This window comes from Rhizobium viscosum (assembly GCF_014873945.1).
In the GTDB taxonomy this organism is placed as follows: domain Bacteria; phylum Pseudomonadota; class Alphaproteobacteria; order Rhizobiales; family Rhizobiaceae; genus Rhizobium; species Rhizobium viscosum.
In genome coordinates this window covers 3,469,176-3,491,345 of sequence record NZ_JADBEC010000001.1, presented here as the reverse complement: position 1 = coordinate 3,491,345, position 22,170 = coordinate 3,469,176, and the positions used below count along the sequence as shown (strand labels likewise).

Below are 22,170 nucleotides of genomic sequence, written 5' to 3'. Positions count from 1 at the left end.
TGATCCTCTAAAGCAATTCCAGCAAAAGTGTGCAGCGGTTTTGCGTCCGGAATTGCGCTCTATACAGCATCCGCGTCGAATCGCAGCCGTGCGGCGCGAACCTCATCATGGTTCGCCTCGGCCCAGTTCAGAAGCTGTGACAGCACGGTATAGAGCGACCGCCCGAGTTCCGTCATCCGGTACTCCACGCTTGGCGGCTTCGTCGGAAAAACCTCCCGCTCGATATAGCCGTCCCGCTGCAGGTCGCGCAGCGACTGGGTCAGCATGCGCTGGGAAATATCGGGGATCATTCGGCGCAACTCGCCGAAGCGATAGGGCTGCTTGGCAAGCGCCTCGAGAAGCAGCGTCGACCACTTGCCGCCGATCTGCTGCAACACATCGCGAACCGGGCAATTGGTAAAATCCAGGCTGGCAAGATCGATCTCGCGCCGCGCGCCCAACCCTTCGGATTGGCCTGTTCTGGCTTTCAGATTGACGACTGTTCCGGCCATGGCTGGTTCCCTTTTGGTAACGAACTCCCGAAAAACTGCCTTCTTTACAGTCCCGGGTCAATTCCTATTCTAGTGTTACTCTCTTTTTGAGACCGCCTGTCAACCACTAGAGGATACCATGAGCGAAACCATTCTCGTCACCGGCGCTGCAGGCCAGCTCGGCCAGCTTGTCGTCCATCACCTGATCGAAAGCTACAAGGTCGTCCCGGCAAACATCATTGCCGCGACCCGCAGCCCAGAAAAGCTCGCGAGCCTCGCCGCCAAGGGTGTTGTCACCCGCAAGGCGGATTTCGATGACGCCGCCAGCCTCGAAGCTGCCTTTGCCGGCGTCGACCGCCTGCTGATCATTAGCACCGACGCGCTGGACACGCCCGGCAAACGCCTGATCCAGCATAAGGCGGCCGTCGCCGCTGCCGTGAAGGCCAAGGTGAAACACATCACCTACACTTCCATGCCGGCCCCCGATAATTCGCTCGTCACTTTCGCGCCCGACCACCTCGGCACCGAAAACGCCATCAAGGACAGCGGCATCCCCTACACGATCGTGCGTGACGCCTGGTATCACGACAATTACATGCACAGCATGCCGCACAACCTTCAGGGCGGGAAATGGTTCACGTCGGCCGGTGACGGCAAGCTCGCCACCATCTCGCGTGACGACTGCGCGCTCGCCATTGCCTCGGTCCTAGCATCAGGCATCGCCGCCAACGCCACCTACACGCTGACCGGCAAGCAGTCGCTGACGCCGAAGGAAATCGCCGCCATCGCCACCGAAGCCACGGGCAAGCCGCTGGACGTCGTTCCCGTCACTGACGAGCAGCTCGGCCAGGGCATCCGCGGCGCCGGCCTGCCGGGCTTCGTTGCCGACATGCTGGTTTCGGCCGACGCCAATACGCGCGCCGGCAAGTTCGACATTGTTACCGACGATTTCACCAAACTGACGGGCAAGCAGCCTCAGTCGCTGAAGGATTACTTCGTCGCCAACAAGGCCGCTCTCATCGCCTGAGCGGCTTAAAAGGCTCGCCCTCGCATCCACCGAGGGCGAGCCTTCCTCAGATCTTCTGACCGCAGGCCCGGCAGAAGCGGCGCACCGTTTCCGCCATGCCATATTCCAGCGCATCCGCCGTCAGCCCGTGGCCGATCGAGACTTCCGCGAGATCGGGAATACGCTTCACCAGCGCCGGCAGGTTTGCCACCGTCAGGTCATGGCCGCCATTGACGGCAAGACCGAGCGCGAGCGCCGCATCCGCCGTCTTGCCGAGCCCTTCCAGGATCGGCCCCGCCCTCTCAGGCGCATCGTAGCAGCCACCATAGGGGCCGGTGTAAAGCTCGATACGGTCGGCACCCGTCGCTTTTGCCGCTTTCACAGCCTCTGCGTCACCATCGCCGTCGGCAAACAGCGAAACACGAAATCCCATCTTCTTCAGCCGCGATACGACATCGGTCAGGAAGGCCTGATGCTTGCGGAAATCCCAGCCATGGTCGGAGGTCGCCTGCGAGGGATCATCCGGCACCAGCGTCACCTGCTCGGGCTGCGCCCCAGCGCAAAGCTCCAGGAATTCCTCGGTCGGATAGCCCTCGATATTGAACTCGGCTTCCGGAAACTCGTCGTCGATCAGGTTGCGGATGACGGGAAGGTCGGAAAAGCGGATATGCCGCTGGTCCGGCCGCGGATGCACGGTCAGGCCCGAAGCGCCGGCGGCAAGCGCAATGCGCCCGAGCCCTTCCACGCTTGGCCAGGGCAGATCGCGGCGGTTGCGCAGCATGGCGATGGCATTGAGGTTCACGGAGAGTTTGGCGGGCATGGCGGTATCCGTCAGGGGTGGAGACTGGGCTTGCTTTTAAGGCAAGCGGCCCGTGAAGGCCAATGAGATTCGCATATGCATCCATGCCTTGCCCTGATGGCCACGCGGACCATAACGGTCGACGTCATGAGCGTACCGAAAACAGTAATTTCCGTTCCGTCAGAAGATCATTCACGAGCGGCGGCAAATCGTATGGTGCCATTGTACCACACGCCTGAGCGAGATGCCGCAACATTGCTATCCCATTTAAAAACGGTTATTTTTAGCACTTACAAAACAACCCGTCCGCGCATAAAGTGGACGCTGCGTAACCGAGTCAAGTACGCCGAGTACTGCTTCTTCCAACGATAAGAACGCTAGAGGAAACCCCACTCGCCGCGCTCCGGAAGCAACTGGCAAAGCCGCATGAGGTGCAACTATCTGCCCCAGGAGGGTTCATGCCAGACGGTTCCAAACGTTTGTTTGCTGCCGCCGGTATTGCTTCGGAGGCCCGGTCGAAATACCGGTTCCTGCCTTCGGCCGCTTTGCCGCCGGATATCCCACAAGGTCCCGTTCCGATCGCCGACATGGCGAACGCTTTCGGCGTCACGCACAGGACATTGCATTTCTACGAAGAGAAGGGCCTGATTTCCGCAAACCGCATCGGTCTGATGCGCGTTTACGATCTGGATGACGTCATGCGCATGGCGGTCATCACCGTCTGCCGCGAAACCGGCATGCCGATCGCCGTCATCCAGGAATTGATGGACGTTTTGCGCGGCGCAGCTTCACAGGAAGAAGCCGAGTCGATCTTCCGCGAGGCCCTCTCCCAGCGCAAGCGCGAACTGACGGCCGAAATGTCGACCTTGCATCGGCAGCTGCAGCAGGTGAGCGACCTGCTCGACTACGACAGCAGCCTCGACCTGCCGCCGATCAACGACAACAGGGACCCGGCAAGCCTGACCGATCAGGAGCGCCAGTGCCTGGAGCTGATGGCTGAGGGATATTCGACGCAGCGCATCGCCCGCGCCCTCGACCTCAGGCATGAGGAAACGCGCGCGCTGGAAGCCGATATCATCATGAAGTTCCAGGCCAACAACCGCTTCCAGGCGATCGCCAAGGCGGTTCTCCTCGGCATCGTACAGGCCTGATTCTCCCCACACCGGCTGCGGCCGCCACCGCATCCTGCATAACAGTGGACGTAATTTCAGCGAACGATCGTCAGCGTCTCCGCTGCACGCGTGATCGCAGTGTAGAGCCAGCGCTCACGCGTATCACGAAATGCCCAGCTTTCGTCAAACAACACGACATTGTTCCACTGCGAGCCCTGAGCCTTGTGCACGGTCAGCGCATAGCCATAATCGAACTCGTCATAGCGCTTGCGCGTGTTCCAGGGGATCTCGCCTTCGACATTTTCGAAGGCCTGCTTGAGCAGCTTGATCTTGGCTGCGCCCCGATCCATGTCGTCGTCCTCAGGACGGACCAGCAGGTTGATACCAGGCTTCGTCGTTTCCTTAGATGAGGTCATGACCTGCCAGAGCGAGCCGTTGAGCAGGCCCTTGGCGGGATCGTTGCGCAGGCAGACGAGCTTGTCGCCGGTCTGCGGATAATCGGCGGTAAAACCCTTCAGCTCGCGCAGGCGCTGGTTATAGCGCCGGCGTGTTTTGTTGGTGCCGACGAGCACCTGGTCCGCATCCATGACGAGCGGCTGCGTCACCTCGTTCTTCGCGATCACCTGCGCCGTGCCGTAATCGCCATACATGATCTCTTTGCCCTCGCGCACCTGCATGGCGAGCTGGATGATCGGATTGTCGCGGGCCTGCCGGTGGATATCGGTCAAGAGATAATCCGGCTCCTGATTGGTGAAGAAACCGCCGCCTGTCACAGGCGGCAACTGGCCGGGATCGCCGAGCACCAGGATCGGCGTGCCGAAGCTCATCAGGTCCTTGCCAAGCGCCTCATCCACCATCGAGCACTCATCGACGATGATCAGCGCTGCCTTGGCGACCGGGCTCTGGCGGTTGATCGAAAACATCGGCGCGATCGACGTCTTGCCGGTTTCCTCGTCCTCCACCTCTTCCTCGCCCCGCGGCCGGTAGATCAGCGAATGGATGGTCTTGGCATTCGACGCCCCGCGCGAGCGCAGCACCTGTGCGGCCTTGCCGGTGAAGGCGGCAAACAGCACGTCGCCATCCACATGCTCGGCAAAATGCTTGGCAAGCGTCGTCTTGCCCGTCCCGGCATAGCCGAACAGACGGAAGAGCGGCGACCTGCCCTCCTTCAGCCAGTTCGAAACGGCCTTCAGGGCTTCATCCTGTTGAGGAGCGAATTGCATGGCAGCGACTTGGCAGGATTCGCCCGGCATAGGCAAGGCGGAATTTTCCTTGAGACGACGTTAGCGACGCCCGCTCAGCGACTTCATCTCCTGCTCCATTACACGCTGGCGCAAAAGCCCGGCAAGATAAAGCGATCCTGTCAGCATGACCCAGCCGCCGGATGCGCCGGCCCGCTCGAGCGCCTTCTCGTAAGCTGCCTGCGGATCCTCGATCGTTTCGCTCGCCAGGCCGATCGCCTCGGCGAGCGCCTGCAATTCGGCGGGTGACCGGAATCGATCGGAAACCGAGGTGAAAATCGCCGAGACACCATAACGGGCCATCACCTCGACAAACCCCGCCGCATCCTTGTCTGCCGCGATAGCCACGACGGCAATGCCCGGCCCGGCAAAACCTTCCATGCCTGTGAGATCGTCGAGTACTGCTTCGAGATTGAACGGCACATGCGCCCCGTCGATCGCGACGGCAACTGCCCTGCCCCCGGCTGGCACGACAAAGCGCTCCAACCGCCCCGGCAGTTGCGATACTCGCTTGGCCTGCTCATCGATCAGCCATCCGCCAACCTTCCGGCCGCCTTCAGCCTCGATGCCGAGCTCGCCAAGTACATCGAGCGCGGCACCAGCGACCGCCACGTTACGCTCGGCAATCGTCTTCAGCCCGGAAAAGTCCGGCCGGACAAGCCGCGCTTCAATCTCAACTGCCCGCTTGGCAATCACGGCACCGGCTTCATCATCCGCATCCAGCGGCGTAACGACGGTAGAGTGCGGCTTGATGATGCCGGCCTTTTCAAATGCAATGGCCGCCCGTGTCTTGCCCAATATCTCCGTATGTTCGAGGCCGATATTGGTAATGATGGAAACGTCGCTGTCGACGATATTGGTGGAATCCAGCCGTCCGCCGAGACCTGTCTCGACCACAGCCCATTGAACGCCCGCGTCGCGGAAAATCAGGAAACCGGCCGCCGTCAGCATGTCGAACCATGTTGCAGCTTCGGCAGCCGTTCCTTCCGCCCTTGCGGCCCGCAAGCCATCGAGCGCCAGGAAAAGCGCTTCGGCAAGCACGGCCTCATCGACCGGAAAGCCGTTCAGGCTGACACGTTCGGAAATATGCTCCACATGCGGCGACGCATAACGCCCGACGGAAATGCCGGCATGGTGCAGCCCGGCTTCGAGCAGCGCCGAGGTCGAACTCTTGCCCTTGGTGCCTGCCACATGAATTGATCGGAAGGCTTGGTGCGGATTGCCGAGGCGGGCCGAGAGATCAATGATCGGCTCCAGCCCGACGCGCATTTCGCCGCGCGGACGCTGTTCCCAGTTTGTGAGCTGATCAAGTTGCGAAAGGGCTTCGATGAGGCGGGGATTTTCTATCTGCATGGGCATGGCACACGTATCGGGGTTATTTTGGTGCCCAGGCGAGCGGCATCGGAAACCTGCGCTTCCCGATGGTTCTCCATCTGTCTCGCCAGTCACACAGGCGGGCAGACACTAGAGCCTTTCCGTTGCCCTGCCTAGCCTCGCAAGCGTCATCATCACTGCTCCGCCGCGACGCCGCCTGCGGCAACTGCCAGTTAACGCTGGTGAATTTTAGCTCTTGCGGAGATTGGCAAGAACGCCACTTTAGTTCCTGTCTGTGACAAAGAGGCGGAGATTCGAATGGGACAGACTGTCCGAATTCCAGTCAACGAACCGCAGAGACTGCTTGCCGTGCGCTCGCTGAGCGCCATCAGCAGCAGCCCGACGCCGGAGCTTGCAGCGCTTGCCGAACTCGCCAAGAATGCATTCGCAATGCCCTATGCCGCCGTCAACATCGTCGATGAAGACTGGCTGCGCATTGCCGGCGAAGCGGGCATGCAGCTTTCCGAATGCCCGCGCGACCTCTCCTTTTGCACCCGCGTCGTCTTCGCCAACGACATGGTCGTCGTTCCCGATCTGGAACAGGATGCGGAACTCGGCGCCGCACCCTATGTGACAGGCCCGCCGCATTTCCGCTTCTATGCCGGCGCACCGCTGGAACTGGAAAACGAGCTGGTGATCGGCGCCTTCTGCATTCTCGACCGGAAGCCGCGCCTCTTTACCGAAAAAGAGGCAGCCAATCTTCGCCGTTTCGCCCGTGTCGCCAGCGCGCTTCTGCGGCTGCAGAAGGCGAATTTCGTCATGGGCCTTGCCGAAAGCAGCCTGCGCACTGCGGCCATGACCGATCCGCTGACCGGCTTCCTCAACCGATCGGCGCTCGATGCTATCGTCGACCGCGCGCTGGAATCAGCCCTCGGCTCCGGCCAGACCTTCGGCGCCCTCTATCTGGACATGGACGGCTTCAAGTCGATCAACGACACGCTCGGCCACCATATTGGCGACGAGGTGCTGCGTGAGGCGGCAAACCGCATCCGTTCGGTCATCCGCTCCGGCGACATCGTCGTGCGCATGGGCGGCGACGAATTTGCGGTCTTCGTACCGAACCCGCCGAACACCGAAGCGCTGGTCTCCGTCTGCGAACGCCTGCTCTCGGCCTTCCGCAGCCCCTTTACCATCGAGGGAAATACCATCCTCGCCCGCCTGAGCATCGGTGCCGCACTCGCTCCGCAAGGTGGCGGCCGCCGCCGCGAACTGCTGCGCAACGTCGATGGCGCCCTCTATAGCGCCAAGGCCGCTGGACGGGACTGCTATGTGGTTTTCAATCCGAACTGACGTTTGAAAAGGAAGCGGGAATAAAACGGACACCTGCCGTGTCTCATCTCCGGTATCGCAAAAATGCGTGCCTAACCCGAGGAGAGAGACCATGAAGTCCGTGAAATTCCTGTCCGTTCTGGCGCTCGTTGCTGCCACCGCCACTGCAGCCTTTGCAGCCCCGGCCGTCACCACCGTCGAAACGGCAAAGGGCAAGGTTCTTGCCGGCGAAAAGGGCATGACGCTCTACACCTACAAGAAGGACGAAAAGGGCGTCACGAACTGCTACGACAAGTGCGCCACCAACTGGCCGCCCTTCCTCGCCGCTTCCGACGCCAAGGCCGATGGTGCATACTCGCTCGTCGAACGCAAGGATGGAAAGAAGCAGTGGGCCAAGGACGGCATGCCGCTCTACTACTGGGTGAAGGACACCAAGTCCGGCGATATCACCGGCGACGGCGTCGGCGGTGTCTGGGATCTTGCAAAGCCCTGATGAGGCCAGCGTGAAGACGCCCCTACCCGATACGTTCGAGGGCCAGATCCTGGCCCTCCTTCCCTCGCTCCGGCGCTATTCCCGCAGCCTCACCCGCTCGGATGCCGAAGGCGAGGATCTGCTTCAGGATTGCGTGGAAAAGGTTCTGGCCCGGCGCGGCCAGTGGCGCGGCATCAATCTGCGCGGCTGGGTCCTGACGACGATGACCAACCTTTACCGCAATACCCGCCGCGCAAGCCCCCGTGACCGGCTGGTCGAACTCGATGCCGCAGAAGAGATCGCCAATCCCGATGCCCAGGCCGATCCGCTGGAGCGCCTGCGGCTGGAACAGGCTCTCGACAACCTGTCGGAAGACTATCGCGCCGTGCTGATGCTCGTCGTCATCGAGGGCTACAGCTATCATGAAGTCGCCACCATGCTGGAGATCCCGATCGGCACCGTCATGTCGCGCCTGTCGCGCGCACGCCAGCGCATGAGCGAGCATATGAAAGCCGACAACGTGATTACGCTTCGGAGACCGAAATGAACGAGACCAACCCCACCGTGACCGAAGCGGACCTGCATGCCTATGCCGATGGGCAATTGCCGGAAGCCGCCCGCGCCCGCGTGGAAGCCTACCTCGCCGAAAATCCCGATGAAGCCGCTATGGTCGCAGGCTGGCAGGCGCAGAATGCCGGCATCAATTCCCTGTTTTCCGGTTATGAGAAGAGCCGCGGCACCGATCTCCGGATGGTGACACCGGCCGCTCAGCCTACCTCCTCCTGGAAGACGCGCTCGGCATTCGCGGCAGCCGCCGTGATCCTCTTTGCACTTGGCGCCGTCAGCGATCGCTTCATCCCGCCGCTCTTTGAGCGCCCGCCGCTGCAGCTAGCCGAATCCGAGACCCTGCCGAAGCAGGCCGAGACCGCCTTCCTGGTCTATGCCAGCGAAGTGCGCCATCCTGTCGAGGTCTTCGCCAATGAGGAGGCGCATCTGGCAACCTGGCTCGGCAAGCGCCTTGCAATCCCCGATCTCAAGGTGCCGGATCTCAAGTCCCTCGGCTTCCATCTCGTCGGCGGTCGCCTGCTGCCGGTCGATGACAGGCCGGGCGCCATGTTCATGTACGAGGATCAGGGCGGCGAGCGCCTGACGGTCATCGTCGGCCGCAACAAGGAAAACAGGACGACGAGCTTCCGCTTCGCCTCTGCCAGGGATGTCGAAACCTTCTACTGGATCGACGGCGAACTGGGCTACGCGGTGACCGGCGAAATTTCCCGCGACATGCTGCGCAAGGTGGCCGAGGAATGTTATCGGCAGTTCCCGTCGTAGAGCAATTCCAGCAAAAGTGGATAGCGGCTTTGCGACCGGAATTGCGCCAGATCCTCCAAGGCGGGAACTGCGGCTGAAACTCAGCGCAGCGGATCGTTGGCAAGCTCGATCGGCTTGCCATGCGGCGTTGCTTCCGCCGCCCGTTGCCAGCTCTTCTGCAGGTCGAGAATGCCTGAAGCATCCGCCACACCGCGGCTGACGAGCAGATCGGAAAGAGCAGCCACCCAGCAGTCGAAATAATCGCTGCCATCCTCGGCCCGGCCCGGCCTATGCAACTCCTTCGACAGAGTTTCCGCCCATTCGCTCCAGGCAAACAGCCCTTTCTCATGCAGATGCACGGTCATGGCAAAGGCTTCCGCCGCCCAGGGCTCCGGGAAAACCGGATCCCCTTCCGGTGACTTCGGCAGGCCAGGCGATTGGGCCAGTTGAGACGGCACCTCACACACGCTCAAGATAGCTCTCCCACGCATCGATCGAGACCGTCAGCGACGGGTCTGCCCCCTCGCCCCAGATCTCGCCAGCATCGAAGACCACGGTATAGAGCCATTGCGGGTTTTCGCCCTTGCCATGCGCATTGTCGTCGGGGAAGACGAAAGAGCCCTGCACCGCCTCGATGATGCCGGTCTTGGCGCGGGCATAACGCGGCAGCCGCGTATGGGTGGCCGGATTGAAATTCTTGGTCTTTACAGTTTCGCCGACGACGAAGAGCGGCGCCGTCTCGACGGGCCGGTCGCAGGGGCCACCCTTGGCGAGCACGCCGGCGACCATGTTGGCCGTCAGCACCCGCTTCGGGACGGTGCCATCCTGCATCTTGTGGCCGGACAGCAATTCCTCGCGGCTCGCAAAGCCATGACGCTCCAAAAGCATGTCGATGCCGCGGATCCAGATCTCGTAATAGCTCGCCGCCAGATAATCGGCCGGCGGAATGCTTTCGCGGGCATGCCGGCTCTCGTCGATCGTCCAGGCGCCGAAAGCCCCGCAGGAAAGCGTGATTCCAAGCGCCCGCTTTTCCCATTCGGCATGGAAATAGGGCTCGTTCACTTCGGGCGCGACGGGCCCGAAGCCCATCTGCCCGCCGAGATCGTGCGGACCGTTCATGCAGTCACCTCCGGATTGCCTGCACCCGATATTTTCGGACTGCCCGCAATCGCGGCGCCGATCATCGCATCGCGGCTGACGAGATCGGCAAGCGCCTCCTCGTCCATGCCTTCTGTTTGCTCGGGCCGTTCGGGGATGACGAGATAACGCAGCTCCGCCGTCGAATCCCAGACGCGAACCTTCTTGCCATCGGGCAGCGTCACCCCGAATTCCGCCAGCACGCCGCGCGGATCAATGACGGCGCGTGAGCGATAAGCGGGAGCCTTGTACCAGACCGGCGGCAGGCCGAGCACCGACCACGGGTAACAGGAACAGAGCGTGCAGACGATGAGGTTATGCGTATCGGCCGTGTTGAAGACGGCGCGCATATGCTCGCCCTGCCGCCCGGTAAACCCAAGGCTCGCAATTGCCGCCGTCGCGTCCCGCTTCAGCCATTCGGCAAAGTCGGGATCGCTCCAGGCTTTCGCAACGACACGCGCACCATTGCGCGGTCCGACCTTCGTTTCATAGGTCTCGACAATCGCATCGATCGCCGCCGGATCGATCAGCCCCTTCTCCGTCAGCAGCGTTTCCAGCGCTTTCACACGCGCCTGCATGTCCGAATAGTGGTTGTCGTGGTGATGATCATGGTGATCGTGGTCATGATCCGCGTGGTCGTCTCTGTGCCGCATGGCGCTCTCCAGGATAGAGCGCTCGATCTTATGCGCCGATCGGAGGACCGCCAAGCGTATTTCTCGTCAAGAAGTACTCCAATGCCATCGGCAAGGACTAAAGGGGCGACTAATTAAGCAACTACTTATTTTTCGCCGTGATCCTAACCAAACGTTAACGGCTTCATCTCAAGACTGCACACATGAAAGTTCCGACATTCGGCCGCAGCACCAGACCACCCGCGCCTCCGTCCGCCCCTCCGCGAGAGGAGATGGAGAGCCTTGCACACAGCTCGGCCTCTGCCGATCCGCGCCGGCGTGAGACCGAAGATACCGTGCAGAGCCCGGGGCTGGTTGCACGCGCCCTGCTCGATCATGTGATTCAGGAAATGGCGACGGACGGCCATGTTCAGTCGATCGATCTCTTTGGAGCGCTGGGATCGGTTGGCGGTTTTTCCTGCGTCCTCACCGCCTTTGATATTGCTTCCGCCGGGGAACTTGGCGACGACGCCGATCTCATTGCCATGGAAACTGAGGACGGCTCCCGCTATTATACCGGCAATCTGCCGAACGCCTTCCTTCTGGAAAGCCATGATTCCCTGCTCAACCTGACATACGGCGCGGCAAGAAGGTCCGGTGCTCTGATCTCGCAAGAGATGGCGATGGAAACGCTTCGTTACGTGGTCTCAACCATCGGACATCCGCAGTTCGGAATACCGCGATTGACGGATGAGCACCGTCCAGGCGAGACGCCCCTCGCCTACGTTCGCCGCCTGTGGCCGAAGTTGGCCGATGCTCTCGATCGAAATCGCGTACCCCTCAGCAGGCGACCTTTCGCGATCGGCCTGGCGTTGGAACTTGCCTTCTTCCACGTCAGGCCGCCGCTCGACCCGTCCCTGGCGGCGCGGATCGTCACCGAATGCGCTATCCCCATGGCGAGACTCGATCCCCGCCTTGTCGCTTGAGCGATCCGGTATGAAAGCCAGACAGTTTCTTGCGGGCGTTACACCGCCTGCCCCCTGCCCGACATGCCGTTTTTGGGTAGTCTCCCACTATGAACATCCTGATTCTCGGTGCCACAGGCTTCATCGGCTCGGCGATCGCAGCACGATTGCTTGCGGACGGCTGCACTGTGACCGGGCTTGCCCGCAATCCCGACCGGGCGCGGGTTCGCCAGCCCGCGGTCCGCTGGATCAGGGCCGACCTGGAGAAGATGACCAATGTGGCCGACTGGGCCACCGTCCTGGAAGGCCAGCACGTTGTCGTCAACAGTGCCGGCGCCCTTCAGGACGGTCTTTCAGACAATCTCGCAGCCACCCAGCAACGCGCAATGATGGCGCTCCAGCAAGCGGCGGAACCGGCCGGCGTGACGCTCATCGTCCAGATCTCCGCCCGAACGGATGGCGCCGGCAGCGACTTGCCCTTCCTCGCCACCAAGCGCGCTGCCGATATCGCGCTTGCGGCATCCGGCCTGCCTTACGTCATCCTGCGACCGTCCCTCGTGCTCGGCCGCAATGCCCATGGCGGCACCGCACTTCTGCGCGCACTCGCATCCTTCCCGTTTGCCCTGCCGCTCATCCATGCCGACAGCCCGGTTGAAACGGTCGCCGCCGAAGATGTCGCCTCTGCGGTCTCGGCTGCGATTTCAGGCACCCTTCCCCCCGGCAGCGACATCGAACTGGCTGCCACCGAACGGCACACGCTGACGAGCCTCGTCAAACTGCATCGTGCCTGGCTTGGCCTGCCGGATGCGCCTGTTATCTCGATCCCGCCGGCACTCGCACGGCCCGTCTCATGGCTTGCCGATCTCGCCGGCCATCTCGGCTGGCGCTCACCGCTGCGCTCCACCGCCATGACCGTCATGTCCGAGGGCGTCAGGATGGACCGCCCCGCCCGGCAGGGTCTGCCGACGCTTTCGGCCGCAGAGACGCTGGCCGACAACCCCTCCGGCGTTCAGGATCTGTGGTTTGCCCGCCTCTATCTCCTGAAGGCGCCTATCATTGCCGGCCTGTCGCTTTTCTGGCTGCTATCGGGCTTCATCCCGCTGCTGGCACCTGAACAGGCAAGCGCCCATTTCCTGCCCTTCGTGCCAGTCGGTGCGGCCATGGCGATGACAATCATCACCTGCCTGATCGATATCGCGCTCGGCGCCGCAGTTCTCGTGCGCCCCTTCGCCCGCCGCGCCCTTGCCGGCATGCTCATCGTCTCGCTTGCCTATCTCGCCGGCGGCACTGTTCTGGAGCCGGAGCTCTGGCTCGATCCGCTCGGGCCGCTGGTCAAGGTGCTGCCGTCGCTGCTGCTGACGCTTGCGGCACTCGCCATCCTGGATGAACGCTGATGCTCGCCGAATTGCTGCTTCTTGCCCATGTGGTGGGTGCCGCCGTGCTCTTCGGCACCGGCGCCGGCATCGCCTTCTTCATGGTGATGGCCCATCGCACCCGTGATCCCGGGCTTATCGCACACGTCGCCGGCACTGTCGTCATTGCCGACACGATCTTTACCGCCACCGCCGCCATTCTCCAGCCGGTGACAGGCTTTCTTCTCGCCCGTATCATTGGCTGGGATCTGACGGAAAGCTGGATTGCGCTCTCGCTGCTGCTTTACGTCGTGACCGGCATCTTCTGGCTGCCGGTCGTCTGGATCCAGATCCGGCTGCGCAATCTCGCGCGGGCCGCAGCGGTTTCGGGTACTGCCCTGCCTTCGGCCTATTTCAGCCTTTACCGCATCTGGTTCGCCTTCGGCTTCCCGGCTTTCTTCGCCGTGCTTGGCATCCTCTGGCTGATGCTCACAAAGCCGACGCTATTTTAGCATCGGCCACAGGCTGAGCACGAGCAGTACCGCCATGATGATGTTGAACCATTTCAGCCTGACAGGATCGGACAGCCATTCCCTGAGCGCCGAGCCGAAGCCCGCCCAGGTGGAAACCGAGGGCACGTTGACCGCCGCAAAGGCGAGGCCGACGAGCAGCACGCTGATCAGATAAAGCTCCGGATTCGTATAGGTCGCCATCGCCGTCACCGCCATAACCCAGGCCTTGGGATTGACCCACTGGAAGGCCGCAGCCCCAAGAAACGACATCGGCCTGACGCCGCTCGTGCCTTCGCTCAGCGACCGCGAGGTCGCGATTTTCCAGGCGATCCAGACGAGATAGGCGCCGCCCGCAAACTTCAGCGCGATGTAGACCGCCGGCACGGTGTGCAGCAGCGCTCCGAGCCCAAGCCCCACACCGAGCAGCAATGTCAGGAAACCCGCGCCGATGCCGAACATATGCGGGATGGTGCGGCGGAAACCGAAATTCACGCCCGAGGCAAACAGCATCATATTGTTCGGCCCCGGCGTGATCGAGGTCGTAAACGCAAAAAGCAGCAATGCCAGAAACGTATCCAGCGGCATGAAACCTCCCAGGCGCATGTGTTGAGGATGCGGCGACGTCTTGAAATTAGGTCAACATAACTGCCCTAAACCCTTGTCACCATAACATGATTGTCATGGTGACAGGATTACCTGATAGTCTGCCGAGCACACAAAGGACCAGAACTGCCATGGACCCGATCCCCACCATCACCTTTCCCGACGGCACCGAAGTTCCCGCGCTCGGCCAGGGCACCTGGGGCATGGGCGAGGATGCCGGCCATGCGAAGCAGGAGATCGCCAGCCTCCAGGCCGGCCTCGATCTCGGCATGACGATGATCGATACCGCCGAAATGTATGGCGACGGCGGCGCCGAAGAAATCGTCGGCCGGGCAATCAAGGGGCACCGCGACGAGACCTTTATCGTCAGCAAGGTCTACCCCTGGAACGCCAGCCGCAAGGGCACGATCGAAGCCTGCGAAAATAGCCTCGAACGCCTCGCCACCGACCGTATCGACCTCTATCTGCTGCACTGGCGCGGCAACTATCCACTCGCTGAGACCGTCGAAGCCTTCGAAGCGCTGAAAGCCGCCGGCAAGATCCGCGCCTGGGGCGTGTCCAACTTCGATACTGACGATATGCAGGAACTGTTCTCCGTGCCCGGCGGCCGGAACGTCGCGGCCAATCAGGTGCTCTACAATCTCGCCCGCCGCGGCATCGAATACGATCTCCTGCCCTGGTGCCAGAGCCGGAACATTCCGATCATGGCCTATTCCCCGATTGAGCAGGGCCGCATCCTGCACCATCCCGATCTCATCCATATCGCCAAGGCCTATCAGGCAACACCGGCGCAGCTGGCGCTCGCTTTCCTGCTGGGACGCGAAGGCGTCTTCGTCATTCCGAAAACATCCAATGTCGAGCGCGCCCACGAAAACCGCGACTGCGTCTCTCTCGATATCACCGACGAGGACTGGGAAGCGCTCGACGAGGTCTTCCCGCCCCCGGCAAAGAAAACGCCGCTGGAGATGCTCTGACCTCCAGCGGCGTGAACCCTTTTCCCGTAATGACGTAGGCGATTACATGCCCGGCTGTAATCCTTACATGCCCTGAGCGCCGCGGTTCATCGCGGCAATGCCGGTGCGGCAGACTTCGATGAGGCCGAGCGGCTTCATGATCGCGATGAACTGGTCGATCTTGGAGGACTTGCCGGTGATCTCCAGAATGAAGTGATCGATCGTCGCATCCACCACCTTGGCGTGGAAGGCATCCGCAAGGCGCAGCGTCTCGGCGCGAGTCTCGCCATTGCCGATCACCTTGAGCAGCGCCACTTCCCGCTCGATCGGCCGGTCCTGGCCAAGTTCGCGGGCGCGTACCGTCAGGTCCACCACGCGGTGGACAGGCACGATGCGCTCGAGCTGCGCCTTGATCTGCTCCAGCACATGCGGCGTGCCGCGGGTGACGATGGTGATGCGCGACAGATGCGCCTGGTGCTCCGTTTCCGAGACCGTCAGGCTTTCGATGTTGTAGCCACGGCCGGAGAACAGGCCGATGACGCGGGCGAGTACGCCTGGCTCGTTATCGACCAGCACCGAGAGCGTATGGCTCTCGACGGCTGCCGTTTCCGGAGAGATGAAGTAGGCAGAGCCGGTGGGTTGAAGGTGTGCGTTCATGATCCTGGGTTTCCTCTGGCTTCTTCTTAGACTAGCTGACGGCCCTTGGCGTCGATCGCATTGGCAACAGCTTCGTCCGTAGCTTCGTCCGGCAGCAGCATTTCATTATGTGCCTTGCCCGAGGGGATCATCGGGAAGCAGTTGGCGAGATTGGCAACGCGGCAATCGAAGATGACCGGCTTCTTGACGTCGATCATCTCCTGGATCGTCGCATCAAGATCGTCAGGCTTCTCGCAGCGCAGGCCAACCGCGCCATAGGCTTCAGCGAGCTTCACGAAATCAGGCATTGCCTCCGTATAGGAGTTAGACAGACGATTGCCATGCAGGAGCTGCTGCCACTGGCGGACCATGCCCATATACTGGTTGTTCATGATGAAGATCTTGATCGGCGCATTGTGCTGGATCGCCGCCGACATTTCCTGGATGCACATCTGGATAGAGGCATCGCCGGCGATGTCGATGACGAGGCTCTCCGGATGGGCGATCTGAACGCCGAGTGCTGCCGGCAGGCCGTAACCCATCGTCCCCAAACCACCCGAAGTCATCCAGCGGTTCGGCTGTTCGAATCCGAAGAACTGCGCTGCCCACATCTGGTGCTGGCCGACTTCGGTCGTGATGTAGGTGTCGCGATCCTTGGTCAGGGCAAAGAGACGTTCCAGCGCATATTGCGGCATGATCACGTCCTTGCTCATCGTATAGGCGAAGGAGTTGCGCGCACGCCAGCGGGCAATATCGCTCCACCATGCATCGAGACGGTTCTTTTCCGGCTTCTTCGGCAACGCCCGCCACAGGCGGATCATGTCTTCCAGAATGTTGCCGACATCGCCGCGGATGCCGACATCGACGCGGACGTTCTTGTTGATCGAGGACGGATCGATATCGATATGGATTTTCTTGGAATTCGGCGAGAAGGCGTTGAGGCGGCCGGTAATGCGGTCATCGAAGCGGGCGCCGATGCAGACCATGACATCGCAGTCATGCATCGCCATGTTCGCCTCGTAGGAACCGTGCATGCCGAGCATCTTCAGCCAGTTCTTGCCGGATGCCGGATAGGCGCCGAGGCCCATCAGCGTCGAGGTGATCGGGAAGTCGGTCAGCTCGACCAGTTCGCGCAGCATGCGGGAGGCTTCCGGGCCGGAATTGATGACGCCGCCGCCTGTATAGAATATCGGCTTGCGGGCGTTGGCCATCAGCTCGATTGCCGCCTGGATCTGGTTCAGGTCACCCTGGATTTTCGGCTGGTAACTCTTCTGGATGGCATGATCGGCCGGCGGCGTGTAGGTGCCGGTGGCAAACTGCACGTCCTTCGGGATGTCGACGACAACGGGACCCGGACGGCCCGACTGGGCGATGCGGAAGGCCTCATGGATGACGGCGGCGAGCTCGTTGACATCCTTGACCAGCCAGTTGTGCTTGGTGCAGGGGCGCGTGATGCCAACCGTATCGCATTCCTGGAAGGCGTCCGAACCGATCAGCGGCGTCGGAACCTGGCCGGAGAGGCAGACGAGCGGAATGGAATCCATCAGAGCATCCTGCAGCGGCGTGACGGCGTTGGTGGCACCGGGACCAGAGGTCACCAGCATGACGCCGACCTTGCCGGTGGAGCGGGCATAACCTTCGGCCGCATGGCCGGCGCCCTGCTCGTGGCGCACGAGGATGTGCTGGATATCGTCCTGCTGGAAGATCTCGTCATAGATCGGCAGAACGGCACCGCCGGGATAGCCGAAGATGTGCTCGACACCATTGTCTTTCAGCGCGCGGAGAACGATCTCCGCTCCCGTCATCCTGTTGTCTGCCGCTTGATTGTCCGTGCTCGCCATATGTCTGTTCCGTTTGATGCTGGAGATCTGAGGTTTGTGGCCGGAAGCCCTGATTTCGGGCATAAAAAAAGGCCCCTGAGGAGCCTTCGTCTTGCGCATGGGTGGCTATCGCCGGATGGTTACACCATCCTGCCCATGCGCTTTCCCACCACGATAAGAACGTTCGAAATTGTCATGGGCGGAAGTGATAGACAGAAAATTTCGCAGCGTCAACGCATTCCGCAATAAAAAATCCGCTGCCTGTCAACGTATTACCCTCCCATGGTCCGTCCAATTCTGGGACTGAAGGATTTGTTAAAGGATCGGCAATATCCTGTCCGTTAATGCAGGGAGTAACCCTTTGCTCAACAACGACATGATGACGACAGGCAAAGCAGGCGAACAGGATCGCCGCGATAGCCTCACGCCGGGGAATCGATTCCTCGGGCGCGTCGTCGCATGCAGCGGTTCGCGTGCTACCATTGCCGCAGTCGCCGAAGACGGCGGCACCGATCTCACGGAATTATGGTCCGTCGGCCGGTTGATTTCCATCAGCGTCGGCAGGAACCGCGTCGTCGCCCTCGTCTATTCCATGAATACCGGCAATCAGGGCTGGGGCGAAGGCCAGGACAATGTCTTCCGCATCGAGACGGAACTGCTCGGCGAAGTCCGCGTCGACGAAGACGGCCGCGAGGAATTCTCGACCGGCATTTCGCGCTATCCCTATCTCGGCGCCATCGCCCATCGCATCCGCGCCGCCGACCTGATGCGCATCTATGATGCCGGCAAGGGCGCCACCGCCGTCATCGGCAGCCTGACGCAGGATGAAAGCATCGACGCGGCGATCCATGTCCCCTCGATGCTGTCGAAGCACTTCGCCGTGGTCGGCTCGACCGGTGTCGGCAAATCGACTGCCGTCTCGCTGCTACTGCATAAGGCGATCGAGGCAGATCCGAAGCTGCGCGTGCTGATCCTCGATCCGCACAATGAATTTGCCGCCGCTTTCCCGAAACACGCCGTCACAATCGATACCGATACGCTGGATCTGCCCTTCTGGCTGATGCGGCTCGAGGAGTTCGCCGAAGTGGTCTTCCGCGGCCGCCCGCCGATACCCGAAGAGCTCGACATGCTGCGCGATATCCTGCCTGAGGCCAAACGCGCCTTCCGCGGCAGCGACAGTTCGCTGGTGCGCCGCCAGACGGAAAAGAGCTCGATCACCGCCGACACTCCGGTGCCCTATCGCATCGCCGATCTGCTTGCCCTCATCGACGAGCGCATCGGCAGGCTGGAAGGGCGCGCCGAAAAACCCTTCCTGCGCGCGTTGAAGATGCGCATCATCGCCGCGATCAACGATCCGCGCTATCACTTCATGTTTTCCAGCAACACGATCAGCGACACGATCACCGATACCATAGCGCAGATCTTCCGCATCCCCGGCGACAACAGGCCGATCTGCACCTTCCAGCTCGCCGGCATCCCCTCCGAAGTCGTCAATTCCGTCGCGTCCGTACTTTGCCGCATGGCCTTCGAGATCGCGCTCTGGAGCGAAGGCGCCATTCATATGCTGGTCGTCTGCGAAGAGGCGCATCGCTATATCCCGTCGGATCCGAACCTCGGTTTCGTTCCGACCCGCCAGGCGATTGCCCGCATCGCCAAGGAAGGCCGCAAATACGGCGTCTCGCTCGGCATCATCACCCAGCGCCCGGGAGAGCTCGACCAGACGATCCTGTCGCAGTGCTCGACGCTCTTTGCCATGCGCCTTGCCAACGACCGCGACCAGGAAATCATCCGCTCGGCAATCCCCAACTCCTCGATCTCGACGACGAGCTTCATCTCCTCGATCGGCAATGGCGAAGCGATCGCCTTCGGTGAGGCGATCCGGGTGCCGATGCGTATGCGCTTCTCGCGTGTCGACGAAAGCCTGCTGCCGAAGGCCCATAGCGCCACCAGCATCCACGCCGAGGAAGACCCCGATACGGTCGACCTGCGCCGCATCGTCACCCGCATGCGGGCGATCACAGCAGGCCCCGATATCTCCACCTTCCAGCAGAGCTATAGTGCAGCGATCGCGGATTATGAGCCGGAAGAAGATTTCACCGACGAAGCCGCCGACCAGCCCTATGCCGCTCCATCAGCAGAGGCGCCGCTCGAACCCTATCGCCCCGCCCTGCTGCCGCAGAGCCGCGCGCCGCATCCTGAGCCCCCACTGCTCTCGCCGCAGACTTCTATCGACGCGCGCCTGGAAGCACTGCGCCGCGAAATGCGCCGCGACGAACAGCCGAGGCCGGCCTTCGGCGAACAGACATCGCCGCCACGCCGCGAGGGTGGCATGTCGCTGCGCGAAAGTATCCTGAAGAAGCCGCTGAGCAGCCTCTACAACAAGGACTGAGTGCGCCTTACGAACGCGGCTGGCGCGTCGCCGCTGCGATTTCGGAGAGATGCCGCTCGATCAGTGCCAGAAAGGCGATGGTGCCACAGATCAGCGCCGCAACCACGATGCCGCCGATGGCGCCCAAAATTGCTCCGACGATGAACATACCCGATCCGCCCTGCGCCGCAGCGGCGGTCGCACCGGAAAGTGTGGAAAAGGCGAAGATGACGATGGCGATCAAGGCGTTGATCGAAGAAAGCGTCTTTGCGAGAAAATTGTTCATGCCGGCCCCCATAGCTCCATTGGTCATGATTCGAAGATCATTCTAGCCGTTTGCGGGCGCGAAGCACGTATCGCTTTGGCGCTAAGGCGAAAGCCGCTCCCAGCTTTCATCCATCTGGTTACGGAACCAGGTCATCTGCCGCTTGGCGTATTGCCGCGTGGCGGCGGCCCCGCGCTCGACCACCTCGGCGCGGCTCATCTCACCACGCAGCATCGCCGCGATCTGCGACACGCCGATCGCCTTCATGACAGGCATTTCCGGAGGAAGATCAAGCGCCAGAAGCGCGCTCACCTCGTCTTCCGCCCCCTGCTCCAGCATTTTCTCGAAACGTCCGTTGATACGCTGATGCAGCACGGCGCGATCCGGCAGCACGACGATCTTGCGCGCCGTATCGGGATCGACGACGACGGGGCCTACCTGCCCCTGGAATTCAGCGATCGACTGGCCCGTCGCCTCGAAAACCTCAAGCGCCCGCACGATCCTCTGCCCGTCCTGTACGTTTAGGCTTTCGGCCGTGGCGGGATCAACCTTCGCAAGCTGCGCATACAGGCCCTCCGGCCCCTCCTCCAGAAGCCGTGCGCGCAGCCGTTGCCTTATCTCCTCGGGAATGACGGGCATTTCCGACAACCCGCCGGTCAGCGCCTTGAAATAAAGCCCGGTGCCGCCGACGAAGACCGGCAGCTTTCCCTCGGCGTGGATGCGCGGCAGGAGCACCGTCACATCCCGCAGCCAGGCACCGGTCGAATAGGCCTGCGCGGCCGGCACGTGGCCGTAGAGATGATGCGGCACACCCTCCATATCTTCTTCCGAAGGCCGCGCCGTCAGCACCCGCAGCGTGTCATAGACCTGCATGCTGTCGGCATTGATCACCACGCCGCCATGCTCTTTGGCCAATTCCACTGCGAGCGCGGACTTGCCGCTGGCAGTCGGCCCGGTTATCAGGATCGCATTCGCAGTGCTCAGAAGGTTTTCCATCATGGCCCTCGTTGCCACGCTTGTTGCCAATCCGTCAAACCCCGTTCTTTCGCCTGAGATCGCCGAGCGCGCCGCAGACGCCGTCAAAGCATCCGGGCTCTACTGGCTGGCGGACGGCATTGCCTGCGATATCGTGCTCGCAGACGGCACGGACAGACAGGCAGCCGAGGCGAATCTGCTCGCCGTGATCGCCAGCGCTCCGATCGATCTCGTCATCCAGGAACAGGAAACCCGCCGCAAGAAGATGCTGATCGCCGATATGGATTCGACCATGATCGGTCAGGAATGCATCGACGAACTCGCTGCCGAAGTCGGCCTCAAGGAAAAGGTCGCAGCCATCACCGCTCGCGCCATGAACGGCGAGATCGCCTTCGAGCCGGCATTGCGCGAACGCGTCGCCCTCCTGAAGGGCTTGCCGATCTCTGTCGTCGATGAAGTAATCGCCAAGCGCATTACCCTCACCCCCGGCGGCCTTGAACTGATCGCTACCATGAAGTCGAAAGGCTATTATACCGCCCTCGTCTCCGGCGGTTTCACGGTCTTCACCAGCCGCATCGCCGCCACCCTCGGCTTCGACGAAAACCGCGCCAATATCCTGCTCGAGGAAGGCGGCCTCCTCTCCGGCCATGTCGCCGAGCCCATCCTCGGCAAGCAGGCCAAAGTCGACGCCCTCAACGACATCGCCGCCCGCCTCGGCATTTCCCCGCAGGATGCTATCGCCGTCGGCGACGGCGCCAACGATCTCGGCATGCTGCACCTCGCCGGCTCCGGCGTCGCCCTCCACGCCAAACCGGCTGTCGCCGCAGAAGCCGATATGCAGATCAACCACGGCGACCTGACGGCGCTGCTTTATATTCAGGGCTACCGGAAGACGGATTTTGTGATGGCTTGAGCCCACCGA

Annotated in this window: 24 protein-coding genes and 1 riboswitch; of the genes, 12 read left to right on the top strand and 12 right to left on the bottom strand. The window is 61.8% G+C overall.

The window, feature by feature from the left end; translation table 11 throughout:
• Nucleotides 1-59: 59 nt before the first annotated feature.
• Nucleotides 60-491 carry a winged helix-turn-helix transcriptional regulator gene (locus H4W29_RS17120; RefSeq protein ID WP_192729971.1) on the bottom strand — a complete coding sequence of 144 codons (432 nt, stop codon included), beginning with the start codon at nucleotides 489-491 and terminating at the stop codon, nucleotides 60-62.
• A 118-nt stretch (nucleotides 492-609) separates the two neighbouring features.
• Here H4W29_RS17120 and H4W29_RS17115 point away from each other — a divergent pair, with 118 nt between their 5' ends.
• A complete protein-coding gene (locus tag H4W29_RS17115; protein WP_192729970.1) occupies nucleotides 610-1,497 on the top strand; it encodes an SDR family oxidoreductase in 888 nt (295 codons plus the stop codon).
• A 46-nt stretch (nucleotides 1,498-1,543) separates the two neighbouring features.
• On the opposite strand, the gene H4W29_RS17110 is transcribed toward H4W29_RS17115, so the two are convergent.
• The gene (locus tag H4W29_RS17110; RefSeq protein WP_192729969.1) at nucleotides 1,544-2,296 is read right to left on the bottom strand and encodes a pyridoxine 5'-phosphate synthase; all 753 of its coding nucleotides are present in this window, start codon (nucleotides 2,294-2,296) and stop codon (nucleotides 1,544-1,546) included.
• A 437-nt stretch (nucleotides 2,297-2,733) separates the two neighbouring features.
• On the opposite strand from H4W29_RS17110, the gene H4W29_RS17105 reads away from it, so the two are divergent.
• Nucleotides 2,734-3,426: a MerR family transcriptional regulator gene (locus H4W29_RS17105; RefSeq protein WP_192729968.1), complete on the top strand. Its 693-nt coding sequence runs from the start codon at nucleotides 2,734-2,736 to the stop codon at nucleotides 3,424-3,426.
• Nucleotides 3,427-3,482: 56 nt separating this feature from the next.
• Here the strand turns inward: H4W29_RS17105 and H4W29_RS17100 are convergent, their stop codons facing one another.
• Nucleotides 3,483-4,610 (bottom strand): ATP-dependent DNA helicase, encoded by a 1,128-nt coding sequence (locus H4W29_RS17100; RefSeq protein ID WP_192730761.1) that lies wholly within the window; start codon nucleotides 4,608-4,610, stop codon nucleotides 3,483-3,485.
• A 60-nt stretch (nucleotides 4,611-4,670) separates the two neighbouring features.
• Nucleotides 4,671-5,987, bottom strand: coding sequence for a bifunctional folylpolyglutamate synthase/dihydrofolate synthase (locus H4W29_RS17095; protein ID WP_246517207.1), 1,317 nt, complete (start codon nucleotides 5,985-5,987; stop codon nucleotides 4,671-4,673).
• A 19-nt stretch (nucleotides 5,988-6,006) separates the two neighbouring features.
• Nucleotides 6,007-6,087, bottom strand: a riboswitch (ZMP/ZTP riboswitch).
• A 173-nt stretch (nucleotides 6,088-6,260) separates the two neighbouring features.
• Here H4W29_RS17095 and H4W29_RS17090 point away from each other — a divergent pair.
• The 4 genes from H4W29_RS17090 to H4W29_RS17075 all read left to right on the top strand — a co-directional run bounded on the left by H4W29_RS17090 (nucleotide 6,261) and on the right by H4W29_RS17075 (nucleotide 9,072).
• Complete coding sequence (locus H4W29_RS17090) at nucleotides 6,261-7,292, top strand: sensor domain-containing diguanylate cyclase (protein ID WP_192729967.1); 1,032 nt, start codon at nucleotides 6,261-6,263, stop codon at nucleotides 7,290-7,292.
• 91 nt (nucleotides 7,293-7,383) lie between these two features.
• The gene (locus H4W29_RS17085) at nucleotides 7,384-7,764 is read left to right on the top strand and encodes a COG4315 family predicted lipoprotein (protein ID WP_192729966.1); all 381 of its coding nucleotides are present in this window, start codon (nucleotides 7,384-7,386) and stop codon (nucleotides 7,762-7,764) included.
• A 10-nt stretch (nucleotides 7,765-7,774) separates the two neighbouring features.
• Complete coding sequence (locus tag H4W29_RS17080; protein ID WP_192729965.1) at nucleotides 7,775-8,290, top strand: RNA polymerase sigma factor; 516 nt, start codon at nucleotides 7,775-7,777, stop codon at nucleotides 8,288-8,290.
• Nucleotides 8,287-9,072, top strand: coding sequence for an anti-sigma factor family protein (locus H4W29_RS17075; protein WP_192729964.1), 786 nt, complete (start codon nucleotides 8,287-8,289; stop codon nucleotides 9,070-9,072). The genes H4W29_RS17080 and H4W29_RS17075 overlap by 4 nt, the downstream gene beginning before the upstream one ends.
• A gap of 80 nt (nucleotides 9,073-9,152) precedes the next feature.
• Here H4W29_RS17075 and H4W29_RS17070 read toward each other — a convergent pair whose 3' ends face one another.
• Genes H4W29_RS17070 through nthA form a run of 3 tightly spaced genes read right to left on the bottom strand, consistent with a single transcriptional unit; the run spans nucleotide 9,153 to nucleotide 10,841 of the window.
• Nucleotides 9,153-9,524 carry a nitrile hydratase accessory protein gene (locus tag H4W29_RS17070; RefSeq protein WP_192729963.1) on the bottom strand — a complete coding sequence of 124 codons (372 nt, stop codon included), beginning with the start codon at nucleotides 9,522-9,524 and terminating at the stop codon, nucleotides 9,153-9,155.
• Nucleotides 9,511-10,170 carry a nitrile hydratase subunit beta gene (nthB, locus tag H4W29_RS17065; RefSeq protein WP_192729962.1) on the bottom strand — a complete coding sequence of 220 codons (660 nt, stop codon included), beginning with the start codon at nucleotides 10,168-10,170 and terminating at the stop codon, nucleotides 9,511-9,513. Before nthB ends, H4W29_RS17070 begins: the two co-directional genes overlap by 14 nt.
• Nucleotides 10,167-10,841: a nitrile hydratase subunit alpha gene (nthA, locus tag H4W29_RS17060; protein ID WP_192729961.1), complete on the bottom strand. Its 675-nt coding sequence runs from the start codon at nucleotides 10,839-10,841 to the stop codon at nucleotides 10,167-10,169. The genes nthB and nthA overlap by 4 nt, the downstream gene beginning before the upstream one ends.
• 251 nt (nucleotides 10,842-11,092) lie before the next feature.
• Between nthA and H4W29_RS17055 the strand changes: the two genes are divergently transcribed.
• From H4W29_RS17055 to H4W29_RS17045, 3 genes are all read left to right on the top strand, one after another.
• Entirely contained in the window at nucleotides 11,093-11,785 is a 693-nt protein-coding gene (locus H4W29_RS17055; protein WP_192729960.1) for a hypothetical protein, read from the top strand.
• Between the two features lie 89 nt (nucleotides 11,786-11,874).
• Nucleotides 11,875-13,158, top strand: a complete 1,284-nt coding sequence (locus H4W29_RS17050) for an SDR family oxidoreductase (RefSeq protein WP_192729959.1) — start codon at nucleotides 11,875-11,877, stop codon at nucleotides 13,156-13,158.
• Nucleotides 13,158-13,628: a DUF2269 family protein gene (locus H4W29_RS17045; protein WP_192729958.1), complete on the top strand. Its 471-nt coding sequence runs from the start codon at nucleotides 13,158-13,160 to the stop codon at nucleotides 13,626-13,628. Before H4W29_RS17050 ends, H4W29_RS17045 begins: the two co-directional genes overlap by 1 nt.
• On the opposite strand, the gene H4W29_RS17040 is transcribed toward H4W29_RS17045, so the two are convergent.
• Nucleotides 13,620-14,213 carry a LysE family translocator gene (locus H4W29_RS17040; protein ID WP_192729957.1) on the bottom strand — a complete coding sequence of 198 codons (594 nt, stop codon included), beginning with the start codon at nucleotides 14,211-14,213 and terminating at the stop codon, nucleotides 13,620-13,622. The genes H4W29_RS17045 and H4W29_RS17040 overlap by 9 nt on opposite strands.
• 149 nt (nucleotides 14,214-14,362) lie before the next feature.
• Here H4W29_RS17040 and H4W29_RS17035 point away from each other — a divergent pair, with 149 nt between their 5' ends.
• A complete protein-coding gene (locus H4W29_RS17035) occupies nucleotides 14,363-15,205 on the top strand; it encodes an aldo/keto reductase (protein ID WP_192729956.1) in 843 nt (280 codons plus the stop codon).
• Between the two features lie 63 nt (nucleotides 15,206-15,268).
• Here H4W29_RS17035 and ilvN read toward each other — a convergent pair whose 3' ends face one another.
• Both ilvN and H4W29_RS17025 read right to left on the bottom strand, forming a co-directional pair.
• Entirely contained in the window at nucleotides 15,269-15,841 is a 573-nt protein-coding gene (gene ilvN / locus H4W29_RS17030) for an acetolactate synthase small subunit (protein WP_192729955.1), read from the bottom strand.
• 26 nt (nucleotides 15,842-15,867) lie between these two features.
• Entirely contained in the window at nucleotides 15,868-17,661 is a 1,794-nt protein-coding gene (locus tag H4W29_RS17025) for an acetolactate synthase 3 large subunit (protein WP_192729954.1), read from the bottom strand.
• A 340-nt stretch (nucleotides 17,662-18,001) separates the two neighbouring features.
• On the opposite strand from H4W29_RS17025, the gene H4W29_RS17020 reads away from it, so the two are divergent.
• Nucleotides 18,002-20,029, top strand: coding sequence for an ATP-binding protein (locus tag H4W29_RS17020; protein ID WP_192729953.1), 2,028 nt, complete (start codon nucleotides 18,002-18,004; stop codon nucleotides 20,027-20,029).
• Nucleotides 20,030-20,036: 7 nt separating this feature from the next.
• Here the strand turns inward: H4W29_RS17020 and H4W29_RS17015 are convergent, their stop codons facing one another.
• Nucleotides 20,037-20,294: a hypothetical protein gene (locus H4W29_RS17015; protein WP_192729952.1), complete on the bottom strand. Its 258-nt coding sequence runs from the start codon at nucleotides 20,292-20,294 to the stop codon at nucleotides 20,037-20,039.
• An 81-nt stretch (nucleotides 20,295-20,375) separates the two neighbouring features.
• On the bottom strand, nucleotides 20,376-21,272 hold the full coding sequence (gene miaA / locus H4W29_RS17010; RefSeq protein ID WP_192729951.1) for a tRNA (adenosine(37)-N6)-dimethylallyltransferase MiaA: 897 nt from the start codon (nucleotides 21,270-21,272) through the stop codon (nucleotides 20,376-20,378).
• Here miaA and serB point away from each other — a divergent pair.
• Nucleotides 21,271-22,161, top strand: coding sequence for a phosphoserine phosphatase SerB (serB, locus tag H4W29_RS17005; RefSeq protein WP_192729950.1), 891 nt, complete (start codon nucleotides 21,271-21,273; stop codon nucleotides 22,159-22,161). The two genes, miaA and serB, sit on opposite strands and share 2 nt — an antisense overlap.
• Nucleotides 22,162-22,170: the final 9 nt, after the last annotated feature.

Coding starts and splice junctions, on each gene's coding strand:
- H4W29_RS17095 (WP_246517207.1), bottom strand. CDS start 5,987: ATGCCCATGCAGATAGAAAATCCCCGCCTCATCGAAGCCCTTTCGCAA.
- H4W29_RS17085 (WP_192729966.1), top strand. CDS start 7,384: ATGAAGTCCGTGAAATTCCTGTCCGTTCTGGCGCTCGTTGCTGCCACC.
- H4W29_RS17075 (WP_192729964.1), top strand. CDS start 8,287: ATGAACGAGACCAACCCCACCGTGACCGAAGCGGACCTGCATGCCTAT.
- H4W29_RS17115 (WP_192729970.1), top strand. CDS start 610: ATGAGCGAAACCATTCTCGTCACCGGCGCTGCAGGCCAGCTCGGCCAG.
- H4W29_RS17105 (WP_192729968.1), top strand. CDS start 2,734: ATGCCAGACGGTTCCAAACGTTTGTTTGCTGCCGCCGGTATTGCTTCG.
- H4W29_RS17100 (WP_192730761.1), bottom strand. CDS start 4,610: ATGCAATTCGCTCCTCAACAGGATGAAGCCCTGAAGGCCGTTTCGAAC.
- nthB (WP_192729962.1), bottom strand. CDS start 10,170: ATGAACGGTCCGCACGATCTCGGCGGGCAGATGGGCTTCGGGCCCGTC.
- H4W29_RS17120 (WP_192729971.1), bottom strand. CDS start 491: ATGGCCGGAACAGTCGTCAATCTGAAAGCCAGAACAGGCCAATCCGAA.
- serB (WP_192729950.1), top strand. CDS start 21,271: ATGGCCCTCGTTGCCACGCTTGTTGCCAATCCGTCAAACCCCGTTCTT.
- H4W29_RS17050 (WP_192729959.1), top strand. CDS start 11,875: ATGAACATCCTGATTCTCGGTGCCACAGGCTTCATCGGCTCGGCGATC.
- H4W29_RS17040 (WP_192729957.1), bottom strand. CDS start 14,213: ATGCCGCTGGATACGTTTCTGGCATTGCTGCTTTTTGCGTTTACGACC.
- H4W29_RS17035 (WP_192729956.1), top strand. CDS start 14,363: ATGGACCCGATCCCCACCATCACCTTTCCCGACGGCACCGAAGTTCCC.
- H4W29_RS17015 (WP_192729952.1), bottom strand. CDS start 20,294: ATGAACAATTTTCTCGCAAAGACGCTTTCTTCGATCAACGCCTTGATC.
- H4W29_RS17110 (WP_192729969.1), bottom strand. CDS start 2,296: ATGCCCGCCAAACTCTCCGTGAACCTCAATGCCATCGCCATGCTGCGC.
- miaA (WP_192729951.1), bottom strand. CDS start 21,272: ATGATGGAAAACCTTCTGAGCACTGCGAATGCGATCCTGATAACCGGG.
- ilvN (WP_192729955.1), bottom strand. CDS start 15,841: ATGAACGCACACCTTCAACCCACCGGCTCTGCCTACTTCATCTCTCCG.
- H4W29_RS17055 (WP_192729960.1), top strand. CDS start 11,093: ATGGAGAGCCTTGCACACAGCTCGGCCTCTGCCGATCCGCGCCGGCGT.
- H4W29_RS17025 (WP_192729954.1), bottom strand. CDS start 17,661: ATGGCGAGCACGGACAATCAAGCGGCAGACAACAGGATGACGGGAGCG.
- H4W29_RS17090 (WP_192729967.1), top strand. CDS start 6,261: ATGGGACAGACTGTCCGAATTCCAGTCAACGAACCGCAGAGACTGCTT.
- nthA (WP_192729961.1), bottom strand. CDS start 10,841: ATGCGGCACAGAGACGACCACGCGGATCATGACCACGATCACCATGAT.
- H4W29_RS17045 (WP_192729958.1), top strand. CDS start 13,158: ATGCTCGCCGAATTGCTGCTTCTTGCCCATGTGGTGGGTGCCGCCGTG.